Origin of the sequence: Methylorubrum populi, assembly GCA_036946625.1 — a bacterium.
GTDB classification, from domain to species: Bacteria; Pseudomonadota; Alphaproteobacteria; order Rhizobiales; family Beijerinckiaceae; genus Methylobacterium; species Methylobacterium populi_C.
Map to the genome: position 1 here is coordinate 799,600 of JAQIIU010000002.1, position 18,430 is coordinate 818,029.

General features: G+C 65.1%; 30 protein-coding genes and 1 pseudogene. 11 read left to right on the forward strand and 20 right to left on the reverse strand.

Annotated features, from left to right (window positions below):
- The 5 genes from PGN25_05655 to PGN25_05675 form a co-directional block, all read right to left on the reverse strand.
- A complete protein-coding gene (locus PGN25_05655; GenBank protein MEH3117094.1) occupies nt 1-588 on the reverse strand; it encodes a phage P22, antirepressor protein in 588 nt (195 codons plus the stop codon).
- A gap of 153 nt (nt 589-741) precedes the next feature.
- The gene (locus tag PGN25_05660) at nt 742-915 is read right to left on the reverse strand and encodes a hypothetical protein (protein ID MEH3117095.1); all 174 of its coding nucleotides are present in this window, start codon (nt 913-915) and stop codon (nt 742-744) included.
- Complete coding sequence (locus tag PGN25_05665; protein ID MEH3117096.1) at nt 912-1,361, reverse strand: hypothetical protein; 450 nt, start codon at nt 1,359-1,361, stop codon at nt 912-914. Before PGN25_05665 ends, PGN25_05660 begins: the two co-directional genes overlap by 4 nt.
- A gap of 11 nt (nt 1,362-1,372) precedes the next feature.
- Nucleotides 1,373-1,564 (reverse strand): hypothetical protein, encoded by a 192-nt coding sequence (locus tag PGN25_05670; protein MEH3117097.1) that lies wholly within the window; start codon nt 1,562-1,564, stop codon nt 1,373-1,375.
- A gap of 10 nt (nt 1,565-1,574) precedes the next feature.
- Nucleotides 1,575-1,790 (reverse strand): Arc family DNA-binding protein, encoded by a 216-nt coding sequence (locus tag PGN25_05675; protein MEH3117098.1) that lies wholly within the window; start codon nt 1,788-1,790, stop codon nt 1,575-1,577.
- Nucleotides 1,791-1,913: 123 nt separating this feature from the next.
- On the opposite strand from PGN25_05675, the gene PGN25_05680 reads away from it, so the two are divergent.
- The 3 genes from PGN25_05680 (at nt 1,914) to PGN25_05690 (ending at nt 3,132) form a co-directional block, all read left to right on the forward strand.
- Nucleotides 1,914-2,264: an Arc family DNA-binding protein gene (locus tag PGN25_05680; protein ID MEH3117099.1), complete on the forward strand. Its 351-nt coding sequence runs from the start codon at nt 1,914-1,916 to the stop codon at nt 2,262-2,264.
- Nucleotides 2,265-2,579: 315 nt separating this feature from the next.
- Nucleotides 2,580-2,852: a BrnT family toxin gene (locus tag PGN25_05685; protein MEH3117100.1), complete on the forward strand. Its 273-nt coding sequence runs from the start codon at nt 2,580-2,582 to the stop codon at nt 2,850-2,852.
- Nucleotides 2,833-3,132, forward strand: coding sequence for a BrnA antitoxin family protein (locus PGN25_05690; GenBank protein MEH3117101.1), 300 nt, complete (start codon nt 2,833-2,835; stop codon nt 3,130-3,132). The genes PGN25_05685 and PGN25_05690 overlap by 20 nt, the downstream gene beginning before the upstream one ends.
- A gap of 28 nt (nt 3,133-3,160) precedes the next feature.
- Here the strand turns inward: PGN25_05690 and PGN25_05695 are convergent, their stop codons facing one another.
- The 10 genes and pseudogenes from PGN25_05695 to PGN25_05740 all read right to left on the reverse strand — a co-directional run bounded on the left by PGN25_05695 (nt 3,161) and on the right by PGN25_05740 (nt 9,563).
- The gene (locus tag PGN25_05695) at nt 3,161-4,165 is read right to left on the reverse strand and encodes a hypothetical protein (protein MEH3117102.1); all 1,005 of its coding nucleotides are present in this window, start codon (nt 4,163-4,165) and stop codon (nt 3,161-3,163) included.
- Nucleotides 4,166-4,232: 67 nt separating this feature from the next.
- A complete protein-coding gene (locus tag PGN25_05700; protein MEH3117103.1) occupies nt 4,233-4,535 on the reverse strand; it encodes a hypothetical protein in 303 nt (100 codons plus the stop codon).
- Nucleotides 4,536-4,592: 57 nt separating this feature from the next.
- On the reverse strand, nt 4,593-5,006 hold the full coding sequence (locus tag PGN25_05705) for a hypothetical protein (GenBank protein ID MEH3117104.1): 414 nt from the start codon (nt 5,004-5,006) through the stop codon (nt 4,593-4,595).
- Nucleotides 5,007-5,009: 3 nt separating this feature from the next.
- Nucleotides 5,010-5,219, reverse strand: coding sequence for a hypothetical protein (locus PGN25_05710; GenBank protein MEH3117105.1), 210 nt, complete (start codon nt 5,217-5,219; stop codon nt 5,010-5,012).
- A 342-nt stretch (nt 5,220-5,561) separates the two neighbouring features.
- Entirely contained in the window at nt 5,562-6,257 is a 696-nt protein-coding gene (locus PGN25_05715) for a hypothetical protein (protein ID MEH3117106.1), read from the reverse strand.
- Between the two features lie 92 nt (nt 6,258-6,349).
- Complete coding sequence (locus PGN25_05720; GenBank protein ID MEH3117107.1) at nt 6,350-6,505, reverse strand: hypothetical protein; 156 nt, start codon at nt 6,503-6,505, stop codon at nt 6,350-6,352.
- Between the two features lie 161 nt (nt 6,506-6,666).
- Nucleotides 6,667-7,035 carry a hypothetical protein gene (locus PGN25_05725; protein ID MEH3117108.1) on the reverse strand — a complete coding sequence of 123 codons (369 nt, stop codon included), beginning with the start codon at nt 7,033-7,035 and terminating at the stop codon, nt 6,667-6,669.
- A 178-nt stretch (nt 7,036-7,213) separates the two neighbouring features.
- Nucleotides 7,214-8,194, reverse strand: coding sequence for a virulence-associated E family protein (locus PGN25_05730; GenBank protein MEH3117109.1), 981 nt, complete (start codon nt 8,192-8,194; stop codon nt 7,214-7,216).
- Nucleotides 8,155-9,018, reverse strand: a complete 864-nt coding sequence (locus PGN25_05735; protein MEH3117110.1) for a site-specific integrase — start codon at nt 9,016-9,018, stop codon at nt 8,155-8,157. The genes PGN25_05730 and PGN25_05735 overlap by 40 nt, the downstream gene beginning before the upstream one ends.
- Nucleotides 9,019-9,305: 287 nt before the next feature.
- A pseudogene (locus tag PGN25_05740) lies at nt 9,306-9,563 on the reverse strand (IS4 family transposase).
- A 348-nt stretch (nt 9,564-9,911) separates the two neighbouring features.
- Between PGN25_05740 and PGN25_05745 the strand changes: the two are divergent.
- Complete coding sequence (locus PGN25_05745; GenBank protein ID MEH3117111.1) at nt 9,912-11,801, forward strand: hypothetical protein; 1,890 nt, start codon at nt 9,912-9,914, stop codon at nt 11,799-11,801.
- Between the two features lie 341 nt (nt 11,802-12,142).
- Here the strand turns inward: PGN25_05745 and PGN25_05750 are convergent, their stop codons facing one another.
- Together PGN25_05750 and PGN25_05755 are read right to left on the reverse strand one after the other, a co-directional pair.
- Nucleotides 12,143-12,544, reverse strand: a complete 402-nt coding sequence (locus tag PGN25_05750; GenBank protein ID MEH3117112.1) for a hypothetical protein — start codon at nt 12,542-12,544, stop codon at nt 12,143-12,145.
- Between the two features lie 49 nt (nt 12,545-12,593).
- Nucleotides 12,594-12,959, reverse strand: a complete 366-nt coding sequence (locus tag PGN25_05755) for an Arc family DNA-binding protein (GenBank protein ID MEH3117113.1) — start codon at nt 12,957-12,959, stop codon at nt 12,594-12,596.
- A gap of 103 nt (nt 12,960-13,062) precedes the next feature.
- On the opposite strand from PGN25_05755, the gene PGN25_05760 reads away from it, so the two are divergent.
- The 5 genes from PGN25_05760 (at nt 13,063) to PGN25_05780 (ending at nt 15,755) form a co-directional block, all read left to right on the forward strand.
- Nucleotides 13,063-13,299 (forward strand): Arc family DNA-binding protein, encoded by a 237-nt coding sequence (locus tag PGN25_05760; protein ID MEH3117114.1) that lies wholly within the window; start codon nt 13,063-13,065, stop codon nt 13,297-13,299.
- A 99-nt stretch (nt 13,300-13,398) separates the two neighbouring features.
- Nucleotides 13,399-14,130 (forward strand): phage antirepressor KilAC domain-containing protein, encoded by a 732-nt coding sequence (locus PGN25_05765; GenBank protein MEH3117115.1) that lies wholly within the window; start codon nt 13,399-13,401, stop codon nt 14,128-14,130.
- A complete protein-coding gene (locus PGN25_05770) occupies nt 14,130-14,375 on the forward strand; it encodes a hypothetical protein (protein ID MEH3117116.1) in 246 nt (81 codons plus the stop codon). Before PGN25_05765 ends, PGN25_05770 begins: the two co-directional genes overlap by 1 nt.
- Nucleotides 14,376-14,448: 73 nt before the next feature.
- Nucleotides 14,449-14,727, forward strand: coding sequence for a hypothetical protein (locus PGN25_05775; GenBank protein ID MEH3117117.1), 279 nt, complete (start codon nt 14,449-14,451; stop codon nt 14,725-14,727).
- Complete coding sequence (locus PGN25_05780; GenBank protein ID MEH3117118.1) at nt 14,727-15,755, forward strand: transposase; 1,029 nt, start codon at nt 14,727-14,729, stop codon at nt 15,753-15,755. The genes PGN25_05775 and PGN25_05780 overlap by 1 nt, the downstream gene beginning before the upstream one ends.
- On the opposite strand, the gene PGN25_05785 is transcribed toward PGN25_05780, so the two are convergent.
- Genes PGN25_05785 through PGN25_05795 form a run of 3 tightly spaced genes read right to left on the reverse strand, consistent with a single transcriptional unit; the run spans nt 15,732 to nt 17,625 of the window.
- Nucleotides 15,732-16,589: a hypothetical protein gene (locus tag PGN25_05785; protein ID MEH3117119.1), complete on the reverse strand. Its 858-nt coding sequence runs from the start codon at nt 16,587-16,589 to the stop codon at nt 15,732-15,734. The two genes, PGN25_05780 and PGN25_05785, sit on opposite strands and share 24 nt — an antisense overlap.
- Before the next feature lie 5 nt (nt 16,590-16,594).
- Nucleotides 16,595-16,906, reverse strand: a complete 312-nt coding sequence (locus PGN25_05790; GenBank protein MEH3117120.1) for a hypothetical protein — start codon at nt 16,904-16,906, stop codon at nt 16,595-16,597.
- Nucleotides 16,906-17,625 carry a hypothetical protein gene (locus PGN25_05795; protein MEH3117121.1) on the reverse strand — a complete coding sequence of 240 codons (720 nt, stop codon included), beginning with the start codon at nt 17,623-17,625 and terminating at the stop codon, nt 16,906-16,908. Before PGN25_05795 ends, PGN25_05790 begins: the two co-directional genes overlap by 1 nt.
- Before the next feature lie 65 nt (nt 17,626-17,690).
- Between PGN25_05795 and PGN25_05800 the strand changes: the two genes are divergently transcribed.
- Both PGN25_05800 and PGN25_05805 read left to right on the forward strand, forming a co-directional pair.
- Nucleotides 17,691-18,002: a type II toxin-antitoxin system RelE/ParE family toxin gene (locus PGN25_05800; protein MEH3117122.1), complete on the forward strand. Its 312-nt coding sequence runs from the start codon at nt 17,691-17,693 to the stop codon at nt 18,000-18,002.
- Nucleotides 18,003-18,040: 38 nt separating this feature from the next.
- Nucleotides 18,041-18,394 (forward strand): HigA family addiction module antitoxin, encoded by a 354-nt coding sequence (locus tag PGN25_05805; protein ID MEH3117123.1) that lies wholly within the window; start codon nt 18,041-18,043, stop codon nt 18,392-18,394.
- Nucleotides 18,395-18,430 lie beyond the last annotated feature (36 nt).

Consider the following 18,430-nt stretch of genomic DNA (forward strand, 5'->3'; position numbering starts at 1 on the left):
TCAGGCACTCCTCTCGGGGGCGGCGGGGACGGCGGTGTAGGTGAAGCCGAATGCGCCCTGGCGCCCGCCGTCGCGCATCTCGGGGACGATCGGCAGGCCGAGGGCGAACCAGAGCGAGCCGGCCGCGCGGGTGCCGAAGGTCTGGCGGGCTTCCTTGACGAGGCCGTGCCGCACGGAGACGGACTCCTCGCGGACGGGGCTGGCGGGCAGGGTGTGGTCGTGATGACCATCCCTTTCGCCGGGCGCTCCGAAGAACCGCCGGAACAGGGTGGCGTGGCACTCACGCTGGTAGGTGAGCACCAGGGGGCGGGCCTCCGGCTTCACCTGATTGGCCGAGATGCCGAACAGCCAGCCGGGCAGGAGGTCGAGTTGCAGGCAGGTGGCATCCTGCGAGCCGCCCGGCGAAGGCATTGCCATTATGGCAATACCCTCAGCCAGAATGGCGTCGCGCTTGGTCCGGCGGTACTGCGCCGACCAATCGAGGCCGAGCCGGTCGGTGATGGGCTTGAGCGCGACGCGGACCTCGGCGCCGTCGCGGACAGCGAACAGCGTGTCCCCGTGGAAGGGGACGGTGACGAGTTGGGACATGAAGGGATTCCTCACGGGAGGGGCCGCGTTGAGGGCGTCGCGGATAACGTCGGATTTTCCGATGTTTCGGAGCGGCGGCAGTGAGGCCCGGCCGGGCGGGGCGAGCGTTCCAGGCAGGAACGGTGGGCCGACGCGGCGGCCGGGCCGAGAGGATCAGCGGGAAAGGACGACGCGGCCGGTGGCGATGTCGGTCTCGATGCGATCCAGGCAGGCCGTCACGCGCCGGCTGTGGGCTTCTGAGGCCAGCCATAGGCGGCGGGCTTCCTCGGCGTGATGGCAAGCCCGCCAGAGCAGGGCGCGGGTGCGGAGGTAGGTCAGCAGGGTCATGACCGCTCCTCCAGGGTGAACCGCAGCAGGTCGGCCCGGATGCCGGCCAGCATCACCAGCTCGCGGTTGTCGGTCCAGTTCGTGCCGTCGTCGCCAAGGTAGTGCTCCAGCACCTGCAGCTTGTAGAGGACCATCCACGGCACGGCCGCCGGTGTTGTGGTGATGAGGCGAGCCAGTTCGTCCTCACGGTCGCTGTGCGTGAACGGGATCTCCTCGTCATCGACGCCGAGCAAGGACTGCGCGCGGCTGCGCAGCCACTCGGCGAACAGAGCCGTGAACCGGTCGTATGCGGCGTCCTTGCGCGCTTTCCTCTCGGCCGCGATCGTGTCACCGATCGCCTTGATCTGCGCGGGGGAGGCCGGCGCTCCCGGCTCGGGCGTGAACGGCGCGCCGCGATGGATGCCGGGACGCGGGCCGAAGGGCGGGGTGGTGTCGAGACGTGCCATGGTTCCCTCCTTCACGCGGCGCGGGCGACGACGGTGCCGGTCTCGGCATCGGTCGCGGTGGTGGCGGGGAGCGGCGCGTCGAAATCGACGGTCAGGCCCATCTCGGCGAAGTGCCGTTCCAGCGCGGCGCGCAGGGCGGCGATGGGATCGGCGGTTCCGCACAGGGGCGGGTTCGTGGTATGCTGGTTTCCAACCTGAGACATGGGTGACCTCTCACGCTTCGGGTGAGGCCCCGGCCGGCGCTGTAACGCCTGTCGGGGCCGTTTTGTTTGTGTTCCTCTGGGAGGCCATGGCCTGCTCAAGATGAAACACGATTTCGCTGTTCATGGAGCGGCGGTTTGACTTCGCCATTTCCGCGATAGTCGAGCGCATACCTTCGGGAAGACGGACGACGAACTTGTCGGGCTCCCGCAAGGGGTGGGGTTGCATTGGCGATTTGTCCCTGAACGGTGATCGCAGGATCAAAGTGGCACTGTGCCATCTGCCTGTCAACGATAAAAGTGGCATCGTGCCACCATTCAAGAAGTGGCTCCGTGCCAGTATGGATGCGGCATGGCCGACGAAACACCCGCCCGAGAACAAGACAAGTTCGTCCTCCGCCTGCCGGATGGCATGCGCGACCGCCTCAAGGCCGAAGCCGAGGCGAACGGTCGATCCATGAACGCGGAGATTATTGCGAGACTTCAGGTAAGTCTCAGCACGCAACACTATTTTGATTATAGCCTAGATACACTTCATAAGTTCGCAAACAATATGAACCCAGGCGAGCTACCAAGAGAAGAGTGGCAAAGGCAATTCGATAGTTTTGCTGGATTTTTTCGGCGGTTGGCCGGAGATATTGAGAAAATTGCGGAAAAGGTTGAAGCTCATTACGGCGAAAACGGAAAAGACAGCAAAAAATAACCGAAGTAGTCCCTTGTCTCGCCAAATGCCCTCTACAAGGGGATTTTATAAGAAAGCGCCGGCCGCGCCCGCCTGAGAGGTTGGGCCGCCGGGCTTCGTGGATCGCCTTGCGGGTCAGACCGAGGTTGGCGACCGTGGCCTTGGCGTTCCCATTGGAAACGCCAGCACCAGGGCCGTCACGACCCGAGGCGACCTCGCCCCGATCTTGTGCCGCGTCGTACTCGTCTGCGAGGCGGCGCTTGGCCCGTTTCCCATCTATTTTTGGCACGCCATTTATTCATTGACGCCTCTGTTTTCTGGCGTTACGAAAAACCCATGGCGATCACCTTTCACCCCGCGAAGCGAGACCAGACCCTCCGGGAGCGGGGTATCGACTTCGCGAGCGCGGCGCTCGTGTTCGCCGGCCCGTGCGTCACCATCGAGGATGATCGCCACGACTACGGCGAGACCCGCCTCCTGACGGTCGGGTTCCTCGCGGGCCGCATGGTCATCGTGTGCTGGACGCCGCGCGGGGATGATCGCCACGTTATTTCGATGAGGAAGGCCAATGACCGCGAGCAAAAGAAGTATGGACCGGCCCTCGACTGAGGGCCTTGGCGAGACTGATCTTGCCAAGATGGACGCCCACGAGATCACGACTGAAGAATACGAGGAAATCCCCGAACTGACCGATGAGATGATGGCGCGCGCGGTGCCGGGCGACGGGGCGGAACTCGCGCGCCGCAGCCGCGGACGGCCTCGTGCGGACAGCCCGAAGCAGCAGGTGACGTTGCGGCTCGATGCCGACGTGATCGACGCCATGCGGGCGAGCGGCCCCGGCTGGCAGGTGCGGGCGAACGAGGCGCTGCGGGACCGGTTCAAGCGGTGAGCCGGCCCCGCCATTCGGCGTAGGCGCGTCAGGCCGCGACCCGCACCTGCAGCACCGCCTCGGGGCTGGCGTCCGGCCGGCGCTCGACCGGGATGCCGTCCTCGGCGACGGCGCGGATGATGGCCTCCTCCTCGCGCTCGATCGCCAGCATCTCGGCGGCCAGGGCTTCCAGGCGCTCGGCGCGGCCCTCGGTCGGGATGGCGCGGTCGTCCTTCGCCTCGGCGTCGATCTGCGCTTCCAGGGCCTTCAGCATGGCCGGGCCGTGCAGCCACGCCGTGAGGCCGACGGCATCGAAGTTGAAGCCCGCCGCCGCGACCTGATGGTGGCCTCCATCCGTCCACACGGGGTGTTGCGAGTGGTAGGCGAGGTGCGGCCAATCGGGCTTGTTCTCGCCCCGCAGCAGCGGCGCCACGTCGGGGCGGCCGGCAAACGCCATGTGCTCGATGAACGCCTTCGCGGCGGCCTTCGCCTCGGCGGCCGGGATCGGGGCGCGCTCGATGCGGCCCGCCTCCTGCCGGATCTCGGCGACCCTCTTGCGCAGGCGGCCGATGGCGTCGAGCGGCTTCTCGTTGCGGGCGAGCTTCGGCGCCGGGCCGGCGAACGGCTCGATCATGTCGCCCGCGTGATCGACGCGCCATTTGGCGATGCTGGTGACGAGACCGTTCAGCGGTTGCCAACGGGCCTGCACCCGGCCGTGGCGCTCTTGAAGCGCGGCTACACGCTCCCGCGATGCCTGCAACTGCTTCTGCGCGACGACGTACACTTTGTCGTCTCGCCGCAGTTGCGGGTGACGCTCCATCTCTTGAATGTGCGCGCGGATACGGTCGCGCTCGACCCTCTCATCCAGAAACGACTCATGCGATGCGTTGACCGCCGCGTTGAGTTCGTCGTTCGTCATCTCCAATTCGTCGATGAATTGGGCGACGTGCTTCGGAAGCTGGCCGGGAAGCTGTCCGCGATCCTCGTAGGGCTGCTCGAATGCATGGGCCAACCCGCCGCCCGATCCGGTGGCGTCGTGAAATCCGCTCGTCATGGCGATGCTCCGGTGTGCGTTGGCCAGCGAGGCGGGCGTGTGCGACGGCGCTGGCGGGTGGGGGCGGTCAGGGCCACCGGCCCGGCCGGTTCGAGGCCCGCATGGCGGTCAGCACGGCGTCGCGGGGGTCGGCGGTGCGAGGTGCCGCCGCCTCGATGGGCTCGGCCGGCTCGGGGAAGACGGCTGAGAGCCCGATGGAGCGGCGGCGGCGGTTGTCGTCTCGGTAGTGCGCCACGCGGACCTTGGCTTGCTCATCGCCGGCCCGCGCCTGGCGATAGTCGAACGCGAAGATCTCGTTGAAACGGGCATCGACTTCCTGCTCGGCGGCAGGGGTTTCGGACCAGTGGCCGCCGCCCCGGATGGTGTGCATCAGCGTGTCGATGCGCGCGCGATGCGGTGCGCTCCGCCTCGGTGCGAACCTCGTAGCTCATCGTCCGGTCCTCGATACGGGCTCCAGGCCCTTGGCGCGCAGCTCGCGTTCCATGCTCGCCCGCGACGCCGTCCGCTGATGGTCCGCCTCGCTCATGGGCAACGGCGTGTGGCTGTTGATCTCGCCGACCGCATCCTCGGCAGCGACGATGTATTCGAACAATGCCGTGCGGATCTGCTCGATGTTCTTGCCCTGAGCCAGCATGTCCGTTGCCAGCCCGGCGGGAATGCTTGGGTCTTTCCGGCGCGCGATGGCCATGATCTCCATGGCGGTGCCGACGATGCTGATGCGGGTCTTGGCCACGTCCAGGCTCACGCCCTCGGCGAGAAGGCTGGCCGCCATGTGCGGCACCCCGCAATCGGTGCAGAGCGCGGCGATGGCTGCGGCTTCGTCGGCGTCGTAGTCGGCCACGGCTCAGTGCTCCCCGATCCGGGTGTTGCGGTCGCGGGCGAGGTCGAGCGGCGCCGTGCCTTCCGCACCATCGAGGCGGAGCCGGTCGCCGAGGGCGCGGAGCGCGTCGCCGGCCGCGGACACGCGCGGGTCGGGGGAGCGACGGGCGGCATCGGCCAGGGCTTGCGGCAGGTAGGCGAGCGAGCGGGCAGCGGGGGGAAGATCGTCGAACATCCCCAGAGGATGCGCCTACCGGCCGGCGCGGGGGAGTGGACAAAACCGGACACCGGGGGTGGACAAACCGGACACCTCCGCGCCGGCCGGGGCTCAGACGGGCGATTCCGGCTCGTCAGTCTCGAGCCTGCGGTCGCGCGGGGCGGGTGGCGCGTCGTTGTCCCGATCCGGCATGAGGCCCCGGCGCCATGCGGCGCGCAGGCTGGTCGTATCGAGGCACGATGCGGGCACCGCGGCGGTCGCGGAAGTCTTCGCGGGAGCCTTGGTGTCAGCAGACTTTTGTGTCGTCATAGTCAGTCTCCCGTCAAGCAATCGAGATCGATTGTCCTGTCTACGTGATGTTCAGGCTGGCGATTTCCAATCAGGCTCGTCCGGCTCGCCCATCTCGTCAAGATGTTCGCGGACGTACTTGGCGAGCACGCTGGTTAGAACGCGCTCGTCGGCCTTGCCGGTGGCAGGGTCAATCCGGATCTCCTCCGCCATCAGGATCGACACGCGCGCCGGCCAAGCGATCCAGGCATCGCGATGGACGCGGCCTTGCTCGAAGAAGTCCCGATGGGCCTCGGCCCGGTCGATCACCTTCCCGCGCTTGATGTCCAGTTGGAGTTCGGCTGCCAGCGCGAGGCAGGTTTCCTTCAGCGTCAGCGCCTCGGCCCTCGTCATGGTCCGGCCATCAACGGTGACCGTGTTGGGCGCCTCATCGGCCTCCACGTCCGCGGTTTCGCCTGCATCAGCATTTCGTGCATCAGACCGTGCATCAACTGATGCACGACTTGATGCACGGGGTGATGCACGCTGCGGCGTCCGGGCCTTCTGAGCGGGCTCCGATTGCCCCTTGCTGCGGCCGGAGCGGGTCAGGTCGATGTTGGCGGCGCGGTCCGCTAACACCTCGGAAAACCTCACTTTTCCGCGATAGCTGCGGACCGCGCCGCTCTTGGCCTGCCGGGACAGCACGCTGCGGTCAATGCCAAGCCGGGTGGCCGCTTCGGCGATCGAAATCAGGGGGTCGGACGGGGAATCGTGCATCAAGTCGTGCATCAGTTTTGAACCCTGGCGCTAGAAATGAACGGGGCCCCGCCCACCCGTATAGGTCCGACGGTCCCAGGGGCTCTGACGGTTCAGGGGCGGGGTCAGGGTGCCGCCCCCGGCACATCGGGGGAGATCCGATCCCGGTACTCGTCGATCACCAGGAAGGCCCGATGTGCCTCCTTCGGGTCGATGCCGTCGCGGACCACCAGCGTGTTGAAGTCGATGAACAGCATGGCGAGGCGCTGCCACTCGGGCATGTCGTGCAGTTCGCTGAAGCAAGCGCCGACGTGGGAACTGTAGCGACGGCTCCAACCGGTCCTGTCCGGCCACGGTCCGACCTCCACCCGACCCCGCGTCTCCGAGTGCTCGTATCCAGCGGGCGTCCAAGCGATCATGCATTCAAGCTGCCTCATCGCTGTCATCCTCTCAACGCTTGGTCGATGAAATGTCGCCGAGCGCCGTTCTCGTCTTTTAGTTCGGGACCATCCGGCCAAGACCACTTACCATCCGGTGACACAAGATAAGTGTCGCCGCCGTTGATGATTCCGTCCGGCGTGACCGGGTACGTTGTGGCTCCAAGTACGGACAGACCATCGGCAGTATCCTCGCCATATGGCTGAACGATCCATGCGATGACAGGATCGAAGCCTATCCAAAGCTCTTCTGGCTTGGTGTCCGCGGTGACTGGCCTATCGTCCGGAGGAGAAATGTAGCCCACCCGATATCCGAGCGGTGCCGCGACGACGGTGGGCTCCAGCGTCCGGATCGTGTTCTTGGTCGGAGGCATTCGGCGGCTCCTGTAAGGGTGACGGATGACGCATGGTGACGGACTTTTCCATATAGGTCGCTGTCCATGTGCGCAGGCGCGCGATCATGTGTGCGCGATCATGTGTGTCTGCGCGCGCGTTGCGCCCTCGTTAGGGAAATGCGTCACCATGCGTCATCCGTCACCCTTTTTGGACCGATCACTCGGCGGCCGCCGCCCGTCCGAAGTCGCCGTAATCGTCTTGCACAACTCTGATGTAGGGTCGTTCATTCTTCCTCCTCTTGCCGGCTTCCCAGCCCAACCGTTGCAGAGACGCGATGATGCGACGTTGTTCCGAAACACCGATCTTCGGAAGATCGATGTGAAGTCCTTCGCGAGCTACCTCCGTCACCGTCACGCGGCTCTTTCCGATCAGATAGACTGAAATCGCCTCCTCCCAGGCGTCCGCCTCGAACCTGGCGTCCTGCTCCGGCCGGATATGGCGTTCCTCGAACGCGGCATCCGGCCACCAGCGCGTGCCCTCGCGGTAATGCGCCACCGCCTCCGCGAAGAGCTGGTCCCTGTCACGGGTGAGCGCATCGGTGTCGATCCGGCTGACCTTCACGGGCCAGTACCGACGCCCGCCGGTCTCGTCGCGCAGGTAAGCCGATTTGTTGGTCGTGCCGATGAAGACGCATTGGCGCGGCTGGATGACCTCTTTGCGCCCGTAGCTTGGTCGGTAGCGCTCCACCGGGCGGCTGATGAAAGCCTTCAGCGCGGCGTCCTCGACCTTGGACATGGCGCTCATCTCGGCGATCTCGATCAACCACTTGCCCGGCAGGTGCTGCGCCACGTCCTTCCCGGTCGTCACGTCCGGCAGGTTGTCGGAGAACCACTGCCCGCCGAGGATGGCGCACGCGGTCGACTTGCGAGCGCCCTGCGGCCCCTCCAGCACCATCATGTAGTCGGCCTTGCAGCCGGGCTCGAAGATGCGGGCCACCATGGCAATCAAGAACATCTCGCCGATGCCCGACGTGTAGGCGGTAGCCTCGGCGCCGAGATAGGTCGTGAGCCACGACCCCAACCGCTCGCGGGCATCCCAGCGCAGGCTGTCGAGGTAGTCACGCAGGGGATGGAACGCGCGCTCGTGGGCCCGCATGTCTACTGCCTGATGCGCCACATCCTTGCCGAGACGCTGCAAGCCGCCCCGCTGCAACCATTCCTGCGCTCGGCCGACGTCGTTGTCCGTGGCGGGCCGGATTGCGATGGGCTCGGTGACGCTGCCGCCGGGGTCATGGCGTCGGCGAAGTCGCGCCGGATCTCGTCGCCGCCGATGGCGTGAGCATAGACGCGCAGGGTCATATCGACCTTGCTGTGGCCGATCCGCTTGGCGACCTCGGGCAGCGGCATCTGTAGAGCGATCCACGCGCTGGCACAGAAGTGCCGGAGCGAGTGGAAGTGCGGCACCTCGGCGTCGCCCTCCACGAGCCCGGCGCGGCGCAGCAGGGGGCGCCAGGACTGATAGTGGAACGGCGCCGCCTGGACCCGCCCGCCGGCCGTGGTGGTGAAGAAGAAGCCGTCCGGGTTCGGGCGCCGATGGTGCTCGGCGTAGTCCCGCAGCAGGTCCACGAGATGGCGAGGAAGGGCCACCTTCCGAACGCCGGCCTTCGTCTTAGGTCGCTTCACCTCGCCGAGCACGGTGACGCTCTGGTCCACCGTCAGCACGCCGGCGTCGAGGTCGAGGCGCAAGGCCGCGATCTCCCCGAACCGCAGGCCGCAGAATGCCGCAAGGTGGACGAAGCATCGGAGCATCGCGTGAGTCTGCGTCCGGAAGCCGTGAGGGCGGGCCTCGATCGCCTTCAGCAGTTCGCCGATCTCGGCCGTCGAGAGCACCCGCACCGGCTCGCTCTCGACCGTCTTCATCTCGGCGATGTAGGGGCGGAAGACGGGCTTCATCGCGTTGCCGCGGCGGAGGCACAGGTCTTCGATCTGTCGATAGTACTTGAGGTACTTCCGTCGGGACACAGGGCCGAGCTTTGCTCGCTTCATCCCGTCATGTACCCGGTCGATGTCCGCCCATTTCAGATCGGCGAATATCAGACTGCCGATCGTGGGGACCAGATATTTATCGACCGCGATCTTGACGGAGCGGATGTGCATGCGGCCGCACACCCCTTCGCGCGCGCCATCCTCCAACGTCTTGAGGTAGTGGGTCGCGGCCTGGGCGACCGTGACCCTCGCGTCGGGGCTTATGGCGGTGCCGTCGTCGAGCTCGCGCTCGATCCGGCGGCGGAAGGCGTCGGCGTCCTTCTGCCGCGCACGAGGGCGCGCAGCAGGTCGGGCTCGGTGCGGTTGACCTTGTCGTAGAGGGCGGGCAGCGAGACGGTCAGGTCTTCGGCTTCGCGCGCAGCGGCGTGCAACGACGAGCGCAGGCCGAGAGCGACGAGCATCGTCAGCCTGACGACAGTGGAGAACAGCAACTCCCGCGTGTATTGCCGCTGGCGATGCTGCTCGAACACCTCGTCGATCCAGCCGGCCGGCAGCGCGTGTTCCAAGGCCGTGCGGGCCATCAGGCTCGTCGGCGCATAGTTCTCGAACCGTTCAATGACGGCAGACCAGACTGGATCGGATCCTTGCAATGCTTCGCTCATTGCAAGGATATAGTTAATATAAACGAACCTTAAAAGGCATACGTCTATAAGCTCTACGTCGTCGAGCACTCCGGCGACACGCGCGGGATCGAATTCTACAGCGACTTCATCGGCATCGCGAACGGCGATCCGATCTCCAAGGCCCTCGCGTCGCGCGGCATCACGGACGCGGAGCCGAGGCCGCAATCCGGCGGGATCACGGCCGACCAGTTCAACGACCGCTTCAGCGCCGCGCCGCCGAACAGCCAGTGAGTAGGATCGAGCGCAATGGCTGATGATGTGCTCAAGGCGTTCGTCGTGTCCCTCGGCTGGAAGGTCGACCGGGAGGGCGAGCGGCGCGTTACGGAGACGATCAAGGGCGTCACCCTCCAGGCCGGGCATCTCGCGACTGCGTTCGGGGCTATGGCCCTGGCCGTGTCCGTCGCCGTCGCGAAGGTCGCGAAGAGCTTCGATACGCTGGAATTCGTGAGCCGGCGGACCGGAGCGTCGGTTCAGAACCTTCGCAGCCTGCAGTATGCCTTCTCACAGATCGGTGGTTCGTCGGAGCAAGCGACTGGCGCCATCGAGAGCTTCAGTCGGTCGCTGCGCACGAACCCCGGCATCCGGAAGTTCATCACCGACCTAGGCGTAGCCACGACCGAGGGGGGCAAGGCCCGCGACAGCGTGGACGTGCTGGTCGATAGCATCGACGCCATCCGCAAAAAAAATCCGCATTATGTCGGAAGCCAGTATGCGGAGTTGCTCGGCATCGACGAGGGCACCTACGAGATGCTCTCGCGGCAGCTCGAAGAGTTCAAAGCCTATCAGGCCGAGTACGGGCGGATCGCGGCATCCATCGGCCTTGACAACGAGAAGGCGGGAAAGGCCGGCGCGAGCTTCCAACGCTCGCTGACATCCCTGACGACGCTGGCGACCACGTTCGCGCAAAAGCTCCTGATCGACCTCGCGCCGGCCCTGGAACGCGTCGCGAAGGGGTTGCTCGGCTGGATCGAGGCACGCCCGCAGGAAATCGCGGAGTTCTTCGCCAGCGTCGGCCGCGGGATCGACACCTTCACCAAGAGCGTCGAGAGCGGCGATCTCGCCAAGACACTGGAGAACATCGGCAACAAGCTCTTCCTCGTCGGGAAGGCCATCGAGCGCGTCATCTCCCTGCTGGCGAAGCTCGGGTTGATCGGTAGCGGCGACAGCGTGCTCGGGCGCGTCTTCAACCACATGTTCGGCACCGACAAGGACGTGACGCAGCAGGTCGAGCGGGATCTGAACTGGGAGCGAGAAGCCGAGAGGCCCGGGTTGCTTCGGCGCGGATACGACGCGATCCGGCGCAAGATTGGGCTCAGCACCAGTGAGAGCGGCGCGTCGGGCGCATCAGGCGCCCGACAGTCTGGAGGGGCGCCGGATGCCGAGATGACGTCAGCCGGCCCAATCCTTGACCTGATTGCAAGGGCTGAGGGGACGACCAAGCGAGGCTACAACGACTCGTTCAATCATCAGGTCGGCGGCACTCTTACTGACAAGACGCTTGATGAAATCGACAGTATCCAGTCCGGCATGAAGGGCTCGTCGGCGATCGGCCGATATCAGTTCATGCGCAAGACGCTCAACGGGCTCCGAAAAGAAATGGGCCTCACCGGCCAAGAAAAATTCGATGGCGCTCTACAAGACCGTCTCGCGACGCGCCTTTATCAGCGCCGCATGGCCCAGGCCAAACGAGAGGGAAGCACGCGCGGCGCCATCCTGAAGGCCTTGGCACAGGAATGGGCCTCGTTCCCAACGGAAAGCGGTCAGGGTTATTATCCGGGCCAGCGGGCGTCTATCACCCCTGAGCAGGTTATGGGCGCTGTGGAGACTCAGCAGCAACAGGCCGTGCAGCCGAAGGGCACGAGCAGTGTGCCTGCCTATAAGCCGCAGAGCTTCCCCAAGATGGAAATGCCCGGCGGTGCAATGACGGCGGACCGGTTTAACTCGATTTTCAATAACTCTGCCCCGATGGGTCACTCGACATCGAACGCCACGACCAACGACAATCGCAGCATCAGCATCAGCAATACTGTGAACCAGCAGGGCGGCGACGGCCGATCGGACACGCAGCGGTGGGAGCGGGCAATGGACCGTTACTCGGGAACCGCACTACGGGATGCTCAGACCGCCATTCGCTAGCGACAACCGGATCGACACCGGACGCCCACAACCACGGGGCTCGTTTCGCCGACCGTGCCAACCGCAACCAGGGTGTCGCCGCGCCTCCATGTGAACGAGCAGTTTCCCATGCCGGTGCCTGCGCACGCCTCCATCTCGGGCCGACCGCGGCACCGGTCGTCATCTTGCTCGCATCTATCCGCGCCGGGCATCGTCACGGGAGACCATCCGAGCGCAATCAAGCTGCGACGGGCCTCTTCGTAGCCGGTGTTTTTTGGGAACGTTGGAGCCCTCTCTGCTCCGAGGCAGGGCGATACGGCCAGAATGGCGGCGAGGGCGAGAGCGGCGCGCATCATAGTGTCCTAATCAGGAATGATCGGTTCAACGTAACAGCGGCAGTACCCCTGCGGGCAGGCCGTGCAGATACCCGCATGACCGTAGGGCGGTTCCCTGCGGTACGAGAACCGCTTTCCGTTCCGTTCGGCACAGACCTCGCAGACATCTCCGTCCCCGACCGTTCGCCAGATGTAGAACTTGCAGCCGACGTACTCGGCACGGTCACGGTTGAAATTGAAGATCTTCAGGCTCTTGTCGCGCATCAGCGCGACCGCGCCCTCAGGATCGTCCTTCCAGAGCTTTCGGGGTATGCGATCGAAGGCGGTCGGATCGATGCCCTCGGGCATCGGGATCGCAACGGAGTAGCGCACCGGTTGCGCCTGCCCCTTCTCTTGCGGCTCAGGCTTTCGGCGGAAGGGCCACCACATCTCAGAGACCGTCCTTCAGGCGGCAGAGTTAAATGTCGAGCAAGCGAGCTTAGGGGTCGAGATCCGTGCCCCTCTTACGCGCCTTGCCAGCAAGAATTGATTTGTTTTCATCCCGATGAAAACTTCTCTGCTTCTCTATCTTGGGCTTGTGGCGCATCAGCTCCTCATACAGATCGGAGCGAAGCTTGGGGAGATTCGAACCCTCAAGAGCATTCAAGTAATAAAGAACAGTCTCCGCAACCTCTTGCTCCGTTGGTTCAGGAGGAAAGTGCTTTTCTAATACTTGCACGATTTCAGTGTTCATAGACCGCCCGCTATACATCGCGGCACGAGCGATCCTCTCTCGCAGGCCGGGCGGCATGCGAACTTGAAAGCGGTCGGCAAGCTGGCTCGGGTATTTGTCCTCGTCGTCCATGTGCCGCTGATACCAACTTGCACCCAAAAATCGATGGGTGCCACTTGCACTCACGCGAGCGCCGTGTCACACAATGAGGGCAACTTGCACCCACGGAGGTCGGATGTACCCGAGCCAAGTGGCCGACCGGTTCAGCGTGAGAATGCCCGATGGCATGCGCGACCGGATCGCGGCGGCGGCCAAAGCAAACAGACGTTCAATGAATTCCGAAATCGTCCATCACCTCGCGCAGGCGTTTGGTGAAGGCGAAACACCGACGACGGGGCAAAGCTGCCAGGCGACCCCCGCCGTCGGTTCCTCCGATCCCGCCTGCCAGGGCGGTTCCGAAATCCACGGATGAGGAAGATCCGCAGATGACCGACAATAGCATGGGAAGGGGACTAACGCCCTTCGTTTTTGAGGACCGCACGTTGCGCGCCCTCAACCGCAACGGTGAGCCGTGGTTCATCGCTGGCGATGCTGCAACGTTCCTCGGGCACGCGACCGCCAGGATCTCATCCGCTCGCTCGACGACGACGAAAAGGGTAGGCACTCAGTGCCCACCCTTGGCGGAGAGCAGGATGTCTCGGTGATTTCCGAGGCGGGCCTTTACCGGGCTATCCTACAGCGCCGGGCCACTTCCACGGTCCCGGCCGAGACGCGAGAGTTCATCGCCCGCTTCCAGCGGTGGGTGTTCCACGATGTGCTCCCGGCCATCAGAAAGACCGGCAGCTATTCGGTCCCGTCCGCTCCGGCGATCGACGTCCGCGACATCGGGCAGCTTTCCAAGATCGCCCTCCAACTGATCGAAGTGAACCAGGAGTTGGAGCACCGAGCCGTCGCGGCGGAGGAAAAGGCGGCGCAGGCCGAGGCAAAGATCGAGGCCGACAAGCCCAAGACCAGCTTCTTCGACCGCTTCATGAATGCCGATGGTGTCTACGGCCTCCAGAATGCGGGCCGCATCCTGATCGAGCCGCCGAACAAATTCATCGGCTGGCTCAAACAGCAGTTCCTCTTCTATCAGGGCGGCGATCTCGTGCCGCGGGCGCAGTACCGCACCATGGGCATCTTCGAGGTCAAGGTGACGATGGTGGACGACAAGGCGCGTCACCGCACCTACGTCACGCCAAAGGGACTCAAGTACCTCGCGAAGAAGCTCGGCAAGGACATCCCCGGCCTGGAAGGCGCGTGATGGCCGACCCGCACCTTGTTGATGTCGATGCTAACGGCGTGGATGCCGAGGGCAACGACTACCGCTATCGGGTTCAGCCGCACGTCCTCGCGGCCGGGTTGATGGTGGAGCAGCCGGTGATGCTCCGCTTCCCGGATGGTCGAATCGCCTCAGGCATGAGGCCGATGTTCACCGAAAAGGGCATCGCTTACGCCCGCGACGGACTGGCAGCGGAGCGTGCTGGGCACAAGCCCGGCCAAGCCTGAATCAAAACGGCCCGGCGGGAAGGTAGGAGCTTTCGCCGGGCCTCAACCCTCAAGATCGATGGAGCCGATCCCGATGGCCTACAACGCCAATAGCACAGTCGTGTCCGAAACTCACGGCCCCGTGACCGCTGCAATCCGCGCGATGCGCGTGGAGCCCGAGCCGGCCCCGCCCGCTCGGCGCCTCTTCCTCCGCGCCCTCGCGGCCCTGCCGGTAATCGGTATGGCGGTTGGGGTGGCGGCTCCGGCCATGGCCGCGCCGGTCCTCTCCGATCACGAGACCCGCTTCCTCGGCCTCATCCCGTGGTTCGCCCGAGTCGTCCCGGAGGGAGCGCGACCCGACTGGCCCCGGTGATGACCGCGGCGGGCACCGGCCATCCGAGCCTGCCGGGCTACGCACTGCGCGTGCTGGACGGCAACCATCTGCCCGGCAGCGACAAGCGCCTGAAGCCTCTGCGCGCGCATCGCGGCGCCGCCCTGCCGGGGCAGACCCTGGTCGTCTACGATCCCGATACCGGCCTGGCCGTCGATCTGGTGGCGGCCGAAGATGCTTATGCCGACGAACGGGCGCTGGCCCGGGCCCTCCTGGACGCTGCCGCGCCCGGTCAGGTCTGGGTCGCCGATCGGCACTTCTGTGTCCGGACCTGGCTGCAGGGTCTGGTTGAGGCAGGCAGCCACTTCGTGGTGCGTCGGCACGGCAACCATCCCCGCCTGGGCGCGCAGGGGGATTGGCAGGCGTGCGGCTCCTGCGAGACCGGCACACTGTGTGAGCAGAGCATTACGCTGGAGGGGAGCGGCGATGCGTGGCGGCGCATCGCGCTGAGCTTGACGGCGCCAACGACGGAGGGAGACCGGACGATCTGGCTGTGGAGCAACCTGCCGGCGAGCGTCAGTGCGGCGCAGATCGCGCAGGTGTATCGGCGACGCTGGCGGATCGAGGGTCTGTTCCTGCAGATGGAACGGGTGCTGCACAGCGAGGCCGGTCGCCTGGGTCGTCCGCGGGCGGCCCTGCTGGGGTTTGCCGCTGCCGTTCTGGCCCACAACGTGCTGAGCCTGCTGAGCGCGTGCATCGAGCAGGTGCACGGGCCCGAGCCGCGGGTCTCGGTGTTCCACCTGAGCCGTCAGATCGGTGCCGGCTACGAGGGGCTGATGGTGGCGCTCGGACACGGCTCTGTGTTGACGGGCCAGGAGGATGCGGCGAGCGTCGCGGCCCGCTTGCTCGCCTTGGCGGAGCGGGTCGACCCAGGGCGGATTGCAACCAGCCCGCGTGGTCCCAAGCGCAAGGTCGACAAGCCCTATGTAGCGGCGGCTACGGCCCGAAAACACGTCGCCACCGCCAGGGTCCTCGAAAAGGCCAAGCTAATGGCTAAGAAAACACCTTAAAAGGCATGGCTTATAGACGCCGTCTGCCGCGATGCGCTGGATCAAGGCGTTTGATCGTTCGCCCTGATAGGCCGGGTCGAATGCGGCCTGCTCGACGCTTTTCTCGTTGATCTCGACCTTGCCGCCGGGGAGCAACATCGGGTTGAGGAGGCACCGGCCCTCAATGCCCTGGATGGTCTGGACCGGCCTGCCGATGAGGCCGGTGTTGCTATTCAAGACGACCCGCGAGCCCGGCACGGTGCTGTCGTTCTTCACGACCTGAAAGGTGTTGTTCTGGATGCTCCACGACGCGCCTGCGCCTTCACACACTTCCCGCAGGAGGTCTTTCGCCATGCCGAAGGCGATGTAGTTGCGGGGGAATTTCTTGCCCCCGAGGTCCTCGATATGCCCGATCGCGATCCCGTACTGCCGCATGGCCTTGGTGGCGAGGTCGATCCGGTCCCGATAGGTGTGCCCGGCCGCAAGTGCCTGATTGACCGTGGCGTAGTTGCGCGCTCGCTCTCCGCTGCGCGCCAGCACATGCAGGTAGGTGTCGGTCACGTCTTCCCGTCCGGACCGGGCCTGAATAATTTCGCCCCTGAAGATGATCCTGGTCTCGCCGCCATAGCCGGCCGCAAGCGTGATCCGCTTGAACTCCTGCATGAACGCCTTGGCGTTCGACGGGGCGGGATTCGTGACGATGACGTTGCAGACGTTCGGCTTGCTCGTGTCGCCCTGCTGAACGCTGAAACGGATGCGCAGGCCGCCCGCCACGTCGCCCGTGTTCACGGCACTGCTGAACACCTCCCGATCGTCGGCGTACAGATTCACGCTGCGCAGGTACTGCTCGCCCATCGCCGTCAGGTCGTCACGAAGTAGAGGTGCGAGGTGGTGCCGAGGCCGTCGAACGTCGGGTATTCGCCGGCATCGCGGTCGCTCGTCACCACCAGGGAGCCCGGCCAGCTCATGTGCGCGTGCTGCGCGAGGAGATCGACGCCGGGGATCAGCGGCACGCCCGCCAGTAGAAGCGCTCCGCCCTGGTCGCCGATGTCGAGCGTCCAGCCACCCTCGTCGGCGTCGTTGAACATCAACCGCATCCGATAGGGCACGCCGCCGAGCGTGATGGAGAAGGACTGCGCCTTGGGCGTCAGCGGGATCTCGACGATGGCCATTAGGGACCGCCCCAGAAGTTGTCCGTGCCGCTCGTCGCGGGCGCCGTCGTGCGGGGGGCACTCATAAAATCTTCTGGAATGTTGATGGAGGAGGAGATGCCGTCGAGGCCAAACGAGCCGTTGCCGAGCGTACCGCCATCAGCGCTGAAGGCGCCCGGGTTGAAATTCGGATTGGCGGCGCCAGCAAACGATTGATCGCCGATCTCGGCAGCTCGCTTCTCACCGCTGTTCTGCACCGATCCGGTCGACTCAGGGCTGGCTTGCGAAGCGCCGACACCCGCGGTGCTCGTTCCAGCCCCCGCCGTCTTAGTCGAGACGATGATAATTTGCTGGAGCCGGACGGCGACGGCTAGCACGTTCTCTGTCCGGGCCTCGGTCGTAACTCCGAGGTCGGCGATCAGCATGTCCTTGTATCGACGCTTACCCGAAAAGACCGTGAAGGGGCGGCGGCTAGCCTGGATGCGCCGGAGAGCGTCGTAGACAGCCCGCGCATACCCTGGATCGCCGTGGGAGCTATTCGAAAAGCCGCACCGCATCTCGACTTCGGCCGGAAGCAGGAAAGCGTGATCCGTAATCGCCGCGCCGGCCTCGACCGGGTGCTTGGTGATTAGCAGGCTATCGCGGTGATTTTCTTCCAGAACCACATCGGGAATGATGCCACCGATGGATCGGTCTGACGTCGAAATCAACGCGTAGGTGAGTTCGCCGAGAAGGGACATCAGAACAACCGGCGTATCATGTGGCGATACAAAATCGTTGACACAGACGTATCACCGTGCGATACGTGGTCCGTTCAGACGCGAGCGGCCACGTGGCGATCCAGAGCTTTCATGACAGCCTGACCGAGACGGTGGCGAAGGGCCGGCGCCCGAAGGGCTTCCCGGCCGACCTGTTCAAGGCGACGCAGCGCAAGCTCGCCGCCCTGAACACCGCCGAGAGCCTAGAAGACCTCCGCTCGCCGCCCGGCAACCGGCTCCACGCCCTGGAGCGCGACCGTGCCGGCCAGCACGCAATCCGCATCAACGACCAGTTCCGGCTCTGCTTCGTCTGGACTGAAGCTGGCCCGGAGCGGGTCGAGTTCACCGACTACCACTGACTGATCGCCGCCACGCTACCGACACGGATGTCACAGCGATGACCGAGACACCGACCCTTGCCGAACTACGCGCCCTCGACCTCACCCAGATCGAGGAGATCGCGAGCCCCATCCATCCTGGTGAAATCCTCCGGGGGGAATACCTCGTGCCGCTCAACCTATCGGCTGGCGCCGTCGCCCGCGCATGCGGCGTGCCGCGCACCCGCATCGAGCGGATCGCTACCGGGGAGACCGGGATCTCGACCGATACCGCCCTGCGGCTTGGGCGGTACTTTGGCACCACACCCGCGTTCTGGCTCAATCTCCAGCGTCAGTACGAAATCGGCGTCTTGGATCGCGAGATCGGAGCAGAGATTGCTCAGATTACCCCGCTTGAGCGTGAGGCGGCCTAAGCAGAGTTGGCGAGGGCGACGGTTCAGGAGTGGGTG